This is a genomic window from Lonsdalea britannica, from assembly GCF_946477055.1.
Lineage (GTDB): Bacteria > Pseudomonadota > Gammaproteobacteria > Enterobacterales > Enterobacteriaceae > Lonsdalea > Lonsdalea britannica_A.
This window is the reverse complement of the sequence record NZ_CAMKXG010000096.1, coordinates 1-11807: the sequence shown is the minus strand read 5'-3', so window position 1 is coordinate 11807 and position 11807 is coordinate 1. Positions and strand designations below refer to the sequence as shown.

The 11807-nt window shown below is 56.7% G+C and carries 11 protein-coding genes; 1 reads left to right on the top strand and 10 read right to left on the bottom strand.

Features of this window, described 5'->3' with window-relative positions; translation table 11 throughout:
- The 10 genes from Q7O77_RS08510 to leuS form a co-directional block, all read right to left on the bottom strand.
- The coding region (locus tag Q7O77_RS08510) for a serine hydrolase (RefSeq protein WP_304165762.1) at positions 1 to 868 on the bottom strand (868 nt) is incomplete at its 3' end.
- Positions 869 to 1039: 171 nt separating this feature from the next.
- Positions 1040 to 2098, bottom strand: a complete 1059-nt coding sequence (gene rlpA / locus Q7O77_RS08505; protein WP_304165759.1) for an endolytic peptidoglycan transglycosylase RlpA — start codon at positions 2096 to 2098, stop codon at positions 1040 to 1042.
- Between the two features lie 9 nt (positions 2099 to 2107).
- Positions 2108 to 3220 carry a peptidoglycan glycosyltransferase MrdB gene (gene mrdB / locus Q7O77_RS08500; protein WP_304165756.1) on the bottom strand — a complete coding sequence of 371 codons (1113 nt, stop codon included), beginning with the start codon at positions 3218 to 3220 and terminating at the stop codon, positions 2108 to 2110.
- A gap of 8 nt (positions 3221 to 3228) precedes the next feature.
- Positions 3229 to 5133 (bottom strand): peptidoglycan DD-transpeptidase MrdA, encoded by a 1905-nt coding sequence (gene mrdA, locus Q7O77_RS08495; RefSeq protein WP_304165753.1) that lies wholly within the window; start codon positions 5131 to 5133, stop codon positions 3229 to 3231.
- A gap of 36 nt (positions 5134 to 5169) precedes the next feature.
- Positions 5170 to 5640: a 23S rRNA (pseudouridine(1915)-N(3))-methyltransferase RlmH gene (gene rlmH, locus Q7O77_RS08490; RefSeq protein ID WP_085652127.1), complete on the bottom strand. Its 471-nt coding sequence runs from the start codon at positions 5638 to 5640 to the stop codon at positions 5170 to 5172.
- 1 nt (position 5641) lies between these two features.
- Entirely contained in the window at positions 5642 to 5959 is a 318-nt protein-coding gene (gene rsfS / locus Q7O77_RS08485; RefSeq protein WP_304165750.1) for a ribosome silencing factor, read from the bottom strand.
- Positions 5960 to 6129: 170 nt separating this feature from the next.
- The gene (gene nadD / locus Q7O77_RS08480) at positions 6130 to 6789 is read right to left on the bottom strand and encodes a nicotinate-nucleotide adenylyltransferase (protein WP_304165747.1); all 660 of its coding nucleotides are present in this window, start codon (positions 6787 to 6789) and stop codon (positions 6130 to 6132) included.
- 1 nt (position 6790) lies between these two features.
- Positions 6791 to 7825: a DNA polymerase III subunit delta gene (gene holA / locus Q7O77_RS08475; protein WP_304165745.1), complete on the bottom strand. Its 1035-nt coding sequence runs from the start codon at positions 7823 to 7825 to the stop codon at positions 6791 to 6793.
- Positions 7822 to 8385 (bottom strand): LPS assembly lipoprotein LptE, encoded by a 564-nt coding sequence (gene lptE, locus Q7O77_RS08470; protein ID WP_304165742.1) that lies wholly within the window; start codon positions 8383 to 8385, stop codon positions 7822 to 7824. The genes holA and lptE overlap by 4 nt, the downstream gene beginning before the upstream one ends.
- 15 nt (positions 8386 to 8400) lie before the next feature.
- Complete coding sequence (gene leuS, locus Q7O77_RS08465) at positions 8401 to 10983, bottom strand: leucine--tRNA ligase (protein WP_304165739.1); 2583 nt, start codon at positions 10981 to 10983, stop codon at positions 8401 to 8403.
- A 339-nt stretch (positions 10984 to 11322) separates the two neighbouring features.
- Here leuS and Q7O77_RS08460 point away from each other — a divergent pair, with 339 nt between their 5' ends.
- A complete protein-coding gene (locus tag Q7O77_RS08460; RefSeq protein WP_304165736.1) occupies positions 11323 to 11805 on the top strand; it encodes a zinc ribbon-containing protein in 483 nt (160 codons plus the stop codon).
- Positions 11806 to 11807: the final 2 nt, after the last annotated feature.

Below are 11807 nucleotides of genomic sequence, written 5' to 3'. Positions count from 1 at the left end.
GGAAGCCCCAGGTCAGCAGTTTTTTGCTTTCCGTTTCGCGGCCTTTGAAGGTCCGACCGCCGAGCACGGCGGAAATCAGTCGGGTCTGACCTTCGGTCGCAGAGGCGACGAGGTTGTAGCCAGCAGAGGAGGTATGGCCGGTTTTAATCCCGTCCACCGCCAGGCTGGAGTCCCACAGCAGACCGTTGCGGTTGGTCTGACGGATGTTGTTGAAGGTGAACTCTTTCTCTTTGTAGGTCGCGTACTCATCCGGTACGTCGCGGATCAGCGCCTGGCCGATCAGTGCCATATCCCGAGCTGAGCTGAATTGCCCTTCGGCATCCAGACCGTGTACGGTCTTAAACTGCGTATTCTGCAGGCCCAGCGCCTTGACGTAGTTGTTCATCAGATTGACGAATGAGTCCTGGCTGCCAGCGACATAGTCCGCCATGGCGACGCAGGCGTCGTTGCCCGACTGCAGAATAATACCTTTGTTCAGCAGAGAAACGCTGACGCGATCCCCGGGCTTCAGAAACATCAGCGACGATCCCTGGAATTCCGGGTTGCCGGTCGCCCAGGCATCTTTGCCAATGGTCACAACGTCGTTAGGCGTGATTTTTCCTGCCTTGATGGCTTGGCCGATGACATAACTGGTCATCATCTTGGTCAAGCTGGCCGGATTACGACGGGTGTCGGCGTTCATTTCCGCCAGGACTTTACCCGAGTTGTAATCAATCAGAATATAAGCTTCGGCGTCGATCTGCGGCACACCGGGGATCATGGTTTTGAGGTTGACGTCGTCGGCGTGGGCGAAGGTCGATGCGCAGAGTGCCAGCAGTGAGCCCAGCACGATGCGTGGCATAAAACGAGTTGTGGTTTCTGTATTCATGATGGAACAACAACATCCATGGGTATGAGTTAAAAACGAGTCACACTATAGCAGATGAAGATCCTGGGCGGCATCAGATAATACGTTACGCAATTTTGCCGAAGGGTCCCGCCGGGCGACGTTTTGACGGGGAAATGCGATGTCACTTTCGATTCCCCGGATAGTCGTGGTTTACAGCGTCGTGATGAAAGACTGTTGCTGTGCCTCGTTTGCCAAACGCTGCTGTAGTTCGACCGCCTGCTGTCGGCTGGTGAACGGACCTAGCTGAACGCGATACAGGCCGTTGTTCTGCGTGACGTTGCCTTGGACATTGAAGCGACTTTTCAGACTGCTTAGCCAGGCATCGGCGCGTTGTGAGTCTTTGAGCGCGCCGACCTGAACCACGACGTTGCCGCTGGCGGCGGCGGGCGTCGTTGCCACCGCAGGGGAAGCTGATACGGATGCCATTGATTGAGGCGTTTCCAGAACGCCGCTGCGCAGGGGCTGCGGCGCGCCGAGGAATCCGCCGCTAGGTGCGGCGTTAGTCGTTGGAGACACCGTCGAAGAGGCATTGTCAGATGCCGTGTCAGGAGCGGTGGGCGGTGTATGACTGTCGATTGCGGAGGTCATGACCGGCGCGCTCATTCCGCCTGCGCTGAGGTTTGGGCGTTCAGGCAAAGCGAAGCTCTGTTTGGCGACACGGGTGCCGACCGTGCCCGGACCTGACAGCGTACCGTCGGGGGCGACGCTGATGAAGTCGACCTTCACTCGGGTGTTGTTGGAGATATTCAGTCGCTCACCTGCGGCGCGGGTCAGGTCAATAATTCTACCGGGCGTGAAAGGGCCGCGGTCGTTGACGCGAACCACCAGTTGACGGCCGTTACTGAGGTTGGTGACGCGGACATAGCTGGGAATCGGCAGGGTAGGGTGCGCGGCGGCCAGCGCGTTGGGATCGAACTCTTCGCCGAGGGACGTGCGGTTGCCCGAAAGCTCTTCGCCATACCATGTCGCCAAACCGGTCTGGCTGAAGTTCTCCGGGTTTTTGACAATCTTGTAGCTACGGCCGTTAACGGTGTAATCCTGCATTGTGGAGGGGTTAAACGGTTCATAGCGCGGTTCTGCGCCGCTGATCTCTTCCACCGGGCCGTGATAAACCGTCGGCGCGGGCGTAGGCCTCACCTGTTCCGTCTCGGTACTACAGCCTGACAGCACCAGACCGAGCGCTACAATCCCTAGCCAATTCTTACGCATTGCCCACCTCTATAAGCTTTTGGATAACATTTTGCGGTGAGTATGTATCGACATGACGATACCAAATCCCGCCATCAAGACCACCAGAGCCGATCCGCCATAGCTGACCAAGGGCAGCGGGACACCGACCACGGGCAGAATACCACTGACCATGCCGATGTTGACGAAAACGTAGACAAAGAAGATTAGCATTAAACCGCCGACCATGACGCGGCCAAAGGAGTTCTGCGCGTTGGCGGCGATCACCAGACCCCGCATAATCAGGAACAGATAGAGCGTCAGCAGAATTAGCACGCCGATCAGGCCCAGCTCTTCCGCCAGTACGGCGAAGATAAAGTCGGTATGGCGCTCTGGCAAAAACTCCAGCTGCGACTGCGTTCCCTGCAACCAGCCCTTGCCGGAAAGGCCTCCGGAGCCGATGGCGATTTTGGACTGGATAATGTGATACCCGGCTCCCAGCGGATCGCTCTCTGGATCCAGCAGCATCATCACCCTGTCGCGCTGATAGTCATGCATCAAAAAGAACCACAAAATGGGAATGAAGGCCGCGACAAGCAGCGCGGCAAAGCCAATCAGCCGCCAGCTCATACCCGCAAGAAACAGCACGAACAGGCCTGACGCGCAGATCAGAATCGACGTCCCCAGGTCAGGCTGCGCTGCTACCAGCAGGGTAGGTACGAAAATCAGGGCCAGCGCAATGGCGGTATTTTTCAACGAAGGGGGGCACATATCGCGGTTGATATAACGCGAGACCATCAGCGGAACCGCGATTTTGGCGATCTCGGACGGCTGGAACCGGACCACGCCTAGATCCAACCAGCGCTGTGCGCCTTTACTGATTTGGCCAAAGACATCCACCAAAACCAATAGAATGACGCACACGACATATAAATAGGGCGCCCACCCTTCGTACACCCGGGGCGGGATTTGAGCCATGATGATCATCACAATCAGGCCGAGCACGCACTGAGCGATTTTGCGCTCCATCATGTCGACGTTCTGTCCGCTGGCGCTCCACATGACGACCAGGCTGTAGCACAGCAGCGCCAGTACACAGAGAAGAAACGGGAGGTCAATGTGGATCTTGGTCCAGATTGAGCCTTTTTGTTGGCTATCGGTCATGAATTTGCCTACTCAGTTTCACTGCCGGGAGGCGCAGGAGGCGCGACCGGGAGATTGACGTTGTTATCGCCCAAAATAATATGGTCGAGGATCTGACGCACGATGGTCCCGACTGCGGGTCCGGCGCCGCCGTTTTCCAAAATAATGGTCATGGCCACTTTCGGGTCATTGTACGGGGCGAAGGCGACCATCAGCTTGTGGTCGCGTAGCCGTTCAGCAATTTTATGGGCGTTATAGGTCTCGTTTTCCTTCAGACCGAACACCTGCGCTGTACCGGACTTGGCCGCGATTTTATATGGTGAGTCAGCAAAGCTTTTGTGTGCGGTGCCGTTAGCGCGGTTGGCGACCCCATACATGCCATCTTTGACCAGTTCCCAGTAGCCGGAGTGAATATCGCCGATCTGCGTGTGCTCCTGCTGGGCAAAAGGCACTTTGACCCCGTGCTCCTGCGTACTGGCGAGCAGATGCGGCGTTTTGACCTGACCGTCATTGATCAGCGTCGTCAGCGCTTTCAGCATCTGAATGGGCGTGGCGGTCCAATAGCCCTGACCGATGCCGACCGGGATGGTATCGCCCTGATACCACGGTTTTTTGTACCGTCGCATTTTCCAGTCGCGCGTCGGCATGATCCCGGCGCGCTCTTCAGACAGATCGATACCGGTATAGTCGCCGTAACCGAATTTGCTCATCCACTCCGACAGGCGGTCGATGCCCATATCGTAGGCCACCTGATAGAAATAGGTATCCGCCGACTCTTCCAACGCCTTGGTCAGATTCAGCCGGCCATGCCCCCATTTTTTCCAGTCGCGGAAACGTTTTTCCGAGCCGGGAAGCTGCCACCAACCGGGGTCGAACAACGACGTATTGGGCGTAATCACTCCCGCCGTCAGGGCGGAAACCGCGATATAGGGTTTCACGGTCGACGCGGGCGGATAGACGCCCTGCGTGGCGCGGTTGATCAGCGGGCGGTTGGGGTCGTTCAACAGCGTACGGTAATCTTTACCGGAAATGCCGTCGACAAACAGGTTCGGGTTATAGCTGGGCGTGGAGACCATCGCCAGAATACCGCCGTCGCGCGGGTCGGTAACGATGACCGCCGCACGGCTGCCTTCCAGCAGTTTTTCAATGTAGATCTGCAGATTCAAATCCAGCGTCAGATAGATATCTTTGCCAGCCTGCGGCGGCTGTTCGTGCAGCTGGCGAATCACGCGACCGCGGTTGTTGACCTCAACTTCTTCATAGCCCGGTTTGCCGTGCAGCATGTCTTCGTAATATCGCTCGATGCCGAGTTTGCCGATATCGTGCGTGGCCGCATAGTCGGCGAGCTTATCTTCTTTGGCCAGCCGGTCGAGATCCCGGTCATTGATTTTGGATACATAGCCGATGACGTGGGTCAGCGCAGAACCGTAGGGGTAATAGCGGCGCTGATAGCCTTTCACTTCCACGCCAGGGAAACGGTATTGGTTCACCGCAAAGCGGGCGACCTGCACATCGGACAGGCCGGTTTTCACTGCGATGGAGGTGAAGCGGCGCGAACGCTTGCGCTCTTTGCGGAAGTTATCCAGATCTTCGTCGGTGAGATCGGCGATAGGCCTCAAGGCATCCAGCGTCGCTTCGAGGTTGTTGACCTTTTCGGGGATTAGCTCTAGCTGGTAAATGGTCCGGTTAAGGGCCAGCGGTGTGCCGTTGCGGTCATAGATAATGCCGCGACTGGGCGCGATAGGGACCAGCTTGATCCGGTTTTCATTGGAACGAGTGCGGTAGTCGTCAAAGCGTGAAATCTGTAGATGGTACAGATTGACAACGAGGATGCCGATCAGCAGCAGAATGCCCAAAAACGCCACCAGCGCGCGGCGGACAAACAGGGCTGACTCAGCCGTATAATCACGAAAAGGTTTACGCTCTATGTTCATCCGGCAGGATCAGTTCTGATAGTTCATGGTATCGCCTTACTCCCGGTGGTAAGGATGGTTAGCCGTAATGCTCCAGGCGCGGTATAGGCTTTCTGCCACGAGCACGCGCACCAACGGATGGGGCAGCGTCAACGGGGACAGCGACCAGCTCTGTTCCGCCGCCGCTTTACACTGCGGCGACAGACCTTCCGGTCCGCCAATCAGCAAACTCACGTTGCGACCGTCCAGTTTCCAACGTTCCAGCTGTTGGGCCAACCGCGGGGTTTCCCACTGTGAGCCGGGAATATCCAGCGTCACAATCAGGTTGCCTTTTCCGACGGCAGCCAGCATTTGTTCGCCTTCTCGCTCCAGAATGCGGCGAATATCGGCGTTTTTGCCCCGTTTCCCGGCAGGCACTTCCACCAGTTCCAGTGGCATATCCTTCGGAAAACGGTGCAGATAGTCGGTAAATCCGGTCTGCACCCAGTCGGGCATTTTGGTGCCCACGGCGACCAGTTGCAGTTTCATATCAACCCCAGAGCTTTTCCAGTTCGTACAGTTGACGGCTGTCTTCCTGCATGACATGGACAATCACATCGCCGAGGTCGACAACGACCCAGTCAGCCAGCGCTTCGCCTTCTACGCCTAGCGGGAGCAGTCCGGCTGCGCGGGATTCCTGCACAACGTGGTCGGCGATCGACGCGACGTGGCGGCTGGATGTTCCGGTACAGATGATCATGCAGTCTGTGATGCTGGACTTATTGGTGACGTCCAACGTCACGATATCCTGACCTTTCAGGTCGTCGATTTTATCCACTACGAAGTCTTGGAGTGCTTGGCCTTGCAAATGTTCCCCCTGGGGTAATGTTAATCAGCCTGAGCTTGATGGGCGGAGCGATGTCGCTTTGCGCATGAGCGCAAAAGCATGGCGAGTCTGCCTTGACAGGCGGGTTGCCTGCCGTTTGAACCAGCGGCGGAGTATACCATGCAGTCATGGTGAGTGGTATAAAGCCGTCGCTATCGGTATAGCCCGTGTGTATCTATATAATTCAGCACGGCGGCGGGCAGAAGGTCGCTGCAGTCGCGCCCCTGTTGCCTGCGTTGGCGGATTTCAGTGGCGGAAATGGGGAGCAGCGGAGTATTCGCCAAGTAGATTAACCCATGGGGATGCTGATGCAACCGGTTAACCTCGGTAGTGTGACGGGACGTCAGCCACTGCTGCAATTCAGGGGTTTCCAGCGTTTGGCTATAGCCCGGACGGGCGCACACCAGCAGATGACAATAAGACAGAATCTCCTGCCAGCGGTGCCAGTGATGCAGCGTTAGCAGCGAATCCTGACCAATGATAAACGCCAGCGGCGCCGTCGGCCCCGCTTCCTGCCTTAGCGCTTCCAGCGTTTCGATCGTGTACGAAGGCGTTTCCCGTTGCAGCTCGCGGTCATCAATACGGAAAAGCGGGTTGTTCGCGATCGCCAGCGCGGCCATGGCTTTACGCTGATGGGCGTTGGCTTCAGGTTGTTCGCGGTGGGGGGGGACATTATTGGGCAGCAGGACGACCTGCTGCAGTCCGACTTCGGCCGCCAGCGCACTGACTGGGCGAAGGTGGCCGTAATGAATCGGGTCGAACGTCCCGCCGAAATAGGCGGTCAGTTCGCTTGCGGTATTCGGGGTGGGCAAATCAATACACCTCAATCAGACTATCGGGCAGGGCTTTTCCACATAAGATCATCGCCAATGTTTCCAATTCTGCCCAAATTGGCTGGCCGTAATTCTGTTTCAGGGTGATTTCGAGCCTGGCGAGTAGGGTGATGGCCTGCTGTAGCTGCTCCAACGACAGACGCTGCAACGCTTGCGTTATCAAAGGGCGGCGGTTTTGCCAGATCTTGAGTTGGTCGAACAGCGTACGCAGCGGGGTGGCGACCATCTGCCGTTTCAGCTGGAGCAGGAGTAACAGTTCACGCTGTACGGTTCGCAGCAGAATAACGGGCTCGCACTCTTCCAAACGCAGCTGGTGCAGGATGTGCCAGGCGCGTTTGCTTTTCCCCGCCAGCAGCGCATCCAGCCAATGAAACGGCGAAAAGTGCGCCGCATCGCTGACCGCCTGTTCAACGCGAGGCAGCGGCAGTTTACCGTCAGGGTAGAGCAGGGACAGGCGTTCCAGTGCCTGAGATAACGCCAGCAGGTTGCCTTCATAGCAGTAGCAAAGCAGCTGGCAGGCGGGATCGTCCAGTTCCAGCTTCATGCTTTTGGCGCGTTGCATGACCCAGCGCGGAAGCTGTTCCTGTTCTGGCGTCATGCAGGGCACATAGATGCTGTTCTGCGACAAGGCTTTGAACCAGGCGCTGTTCTCCTGGGCACGGGTCAGCTTGACGCCACGCAAAATCAGTAGGATATCCGGATGGAGTAAGCCGGCGAGTTTCACCAGCTGTTCGCCTATTGGCGCGCCGGGACCGGAGTCCGGCAATGTCAGCGACAGTATCTGTCGTGATGAGAATAAGCTAAGCGCCTGACAGGCGCCGAAGATGGCGTCCCAGTCAGTCGAGTTATCCAGCGCAAACCGGAATTGTTCGTGAAAATCTTGCTGTTGAGCGGTACGGCAAATGTGATCCTGACTTTCCTGCAGCAGCAGCGGATCGTTGCCGAACAGCAGATAACAACCGCGCAGCCCCTCTCGGAGCTGCGCGGCGAGTTGCTCAGGATAAATCCGGGTCATGAACGTGCGGGCACGGCAGGAGCAGGGGACGTCGTTTCTTTCTCCTTCTCCTGCTCGGCGTTTTTGCTTACCTTCACGGTCAGCAGGTTACGCACCAACTGTTGGGCAGCCTGTACGCGCATTTCCTGGAGGATAATATCCTGCTCGGCATCTTTGGCGAGCGCCGTGAGCGGGTTATCAAAGAAGGTGCGGAAGACTTTGACGTTTATCGGGTAGATGTCGTCTCCCGGCATAAGCACCTGTGCTTTCAGTTCCAGGACAAACTGATACTCGGCGGTTTTACCATCCTGGAAAACAGACGCGGTGCTGCGTGTTTGCGACGTCCCCAGCACGCGCAGGGACGGAATGTCCTGGCGTTTGGAGTTCTCAACGATGTTCACATTGTTGAGACGAAGCTGTTCGCGCACCGCGCGCGTCATAGGCCCATACGGGTCTGAGCTATCCAGAATCAGATTATGCAACTGATGCGGCACCTGAGTCGTGCCGCGCAGATGAAAACCGCAACCAGCGGTAATAAGTACCGCCAGTCCCAGCAACAACGTCAAAAGTGGGTGTCGCACAAGTTCCTCCTCGCCTTAACCCACAACCAGGTTAAGCAGTTTTCCAGGGACGTAAATCACTTTCCGCACGGTCACGCCATCAAGATATTTGGCAACCAGCGGTTCTTGCGCAGCGCGTTCACGAACTTGCTGCTCGTTGGCGTCAGCCGCAACGGTAATTTTTCCGCGGACTTTGCCGTTGACCTGAATGACGACCAGCTTCGAATCTTCAACCATAGCCTGTTCATCCGCCACCGGCCACGGCGCATTGTCGATATCGCTTTCGCCGTGCAGCTCTTGCCACAGTGTGAAGCAGACATGCGGGGTGAACGGATACAGCATACGGACGACGGCCAGCAGCGTTTCCTGAGTCAGGGCGCGATCCTGGTCACTGTTCTGAGAAGCCTTCGCCAGCTTGTTCATCAGTTCCATGATAGCGGCAATGGCGGTATTGAACGTCTGACGACGACCAATATCGTCGGTGACCTTGGCGATGGTTTTGTGCAGATCGCGACGCAGAGACTTCTGATCGTCGTTCAGTTTCGCGACGTCGAGCGGCTGTACTGCTCCTTTGGCGGTATGATCCAACACCTGTTTCCATACGCGTTTCAGGAAGCGGTTAGCGCCTTCAACGCCGGATTCCTGCCACTCCAGCGTCATTTCTGCTGGGGAAGCGAACATCATAAACAGACGTACGGTATCCGCACCGTATTTTTCCACCATGACCTGAGGGTCGATGCCGTTGTTTTTCGACTTCGACATTTTACTCATGCCAGCATAAATCACTTCGCGGCCTTCGGCGTCGAACGCTTTCACGATACGACCTTTCTCATCGCGCTCAACGGTCACGTCGGCCGGGGAGATCCACACGCGTTCGCCGTTTTCGCCGACGTAGTAGAAGGCATCAGCCAGCACCATTCCCTGACACAGCAGGCGTTTCGCCGGTTCGTCTGAGTTGACCAGACCCGCGTCGCGCAGCAGTTTGTGGAAGAAGCGGAAGTACATCAGGTGCATGATGGCGTGTTCGATACCGCCGACATACTGATCGACCGGCAGCCAGTAGTTGGCCGCGGCGGGATCCAGCATGCCTTCATCGTACTGCGGGCAGGTGTAGCGCGCGTAATACCAGGACGATTCCATGAAAGTATCGAAAGTATCGGTTTCACGCAGCGCAGGCTGGCCGTTGACGGTGGTTTTCGCCCATTCCGGGTCGGCTTTGATCGGGCTGGTGATGCCGTCCATGACCACGTCTTCAGGCAGTCTGACCGGCAGCTGATCTTCAGGCGTCGGGACGACCGTGCCATCTTCCAGCGTGACCATCGGGATTGGCGCGCCCCAGTAACGCTGGCGAGATACGCCCCAGTCGCGCAGGCGATAGTTGACCTTGCGCTGACCCACGCCTTTCTCAACCAGTGTGTCGGCGATAGTTTTGAAGGCTTCTTCATAATCAAGACCGTCGAACTCTCCGGAATTCATCAGGCGGCCTTTTTCGGTCAGTGCCTGAGCGGATAAATCGACGTCCTGGCCTTCAGCAGCCTGAATGACCTGTTTGATTGGCAGGCCGTATTTGGTGGCGAACTCCCAGTCGCGCTGGTCGTGAGCCGGTACGGCCATCACTGCGCCGGTGCCGTATTCCATCAGCACGAAGTTTGCGATCCACACCGGGACTTTCTCGCCGCTCAGCGGATGAATGGCGTACAGGCCGGTCGGCATGCCTTTTTTCTCCATCGTCGCCATGTCTGCTTCGGCGACTTTGGTATTACGGCACTCTTCGATGAAATCATTCAGAGCAGGATTTGCTTCTGCGGCCAGCAGAGACAGCGGGTGCCCCGCGGCGACGGCGACGTAGGTCACGCCCATGAAGGTATCGGGACGGGTCGTGTAGACCGTCATCTGGCGATCGCTGTCCGCGATGTCGAAGGTGATTTCGACGCCTTCGGAACGGCCGATCCAGTTACGCTGCATGGTTTTCACCTGCTCTGGCCAGCTTTCCAGCGTATCCAGATCGTTCAGCAGTTGGTCCGCGTAGTCAGTGATTTTAATGAACCACTGTGGGATTTCTTTGCGTTCCACTTTGCTGTCACAGCGCCAGCAGCAGCCGTCGATGACCTGTTCGTTAGCCAGTACGGTCTGATCGTTCGGGCACCAGTTGACGGCGGACGTTTTCTTATAGACCAGGCCTTTTTCGTACAGCTTGGTGAAGAACCACTGTTCCCAACGGTAGTAGTCAGGTTTGCAGGTGGCGATCTCGCGATCCCAGTCGTAGCCGAAGCCCAGCAGTTTCAGCTGGTTCTTCATGTATTCGATGTTGTCGTAGGTCCAGGGAGCAGGAGCGGTTTTATTTTTAACCGCCGCGCCTTCCGCCGGCAGACCAAAGGCGTCCCAGCCGATAGGCTGTAGCACGTTTTTACCCAGCATGCGCTGATAGCGTGAGATGACATCGCCGATGGTGTAGTTACGGACGTGTCCCATATGGAGTCGGCCAGAAGGGTAAGGCAGCATGGAAAGGCAATAGTATTTTTCCTTGCTGGAGTCTTCGGTCACTTTGAAGGTTTGTTTTTCTTGCCAGTGAAGCTGGACTTGCGCTTCTATTTCATCTGGGCGGTATTGCTCGTGCATGGCTGCCAGTGGTCCTTTGGGTAGTGATAATGGCTACGTTTGTAGCCCATTGTGCATACTAAAAGATCCGCATAGCATAGCTGATAAGCGTCTTGGGCAACAACACCTTGAGGCTGCCCGGCGCGGATTTCTGCCGAGGCTGTTCATCAGCGACGGCCCGTTCGCGCTTCCGATGGCGACGAAAAGGCGGGGGAAGCGCAGAGTGCGACGCGGCCTGCGGTTCGATCAGGAAAATCATCTACACTGAAACCATCCTGTGTGCTGATATCACCAGGGGGCCGCCCTGCGGCAAAAAGGGTGGCGCATGCCTCATTCCACCCGGTTTGTTGAGGAGTCGCAATGAATAAAGTCAGCCGTTACTACCAGACGTTAATGTCGGATATCACCGCGCGGTTACATGGCGGAGAGCGTGATATGGCGAAGCTTATCGATCATGCGCGCCATCGTATTGCAGACGATAATGCCGTCACGCATCAGGAAGGCGAACAGATTCTGCAGGCTATACGGCGCGATCTTGCCGAGTTCGGACGCAGCTATGAGGAGAGCCGGGGCGAATTCACCGACAGCGTGTTTATGCGTGTCATTAAGGAAAGTCTGTGGCAGGAGCTGGCGGACATCACGGATAAAACGCAGCTGGAGTGGCGGGAGCTGTTTCAGGACGTCAACCATCACGGCGTCTATCACAGCGGCGAGGTAGTCGGACTGGGTAATCTGGTGTGTGAAAACTGCCATTACCACCTCACTTTTTATACCCCAGAGGTGTTGCCACGTTGCCCGAAATGCTCGCATGACCAGTTCCATCGTCAGCCTTTTCAGCCCTGACG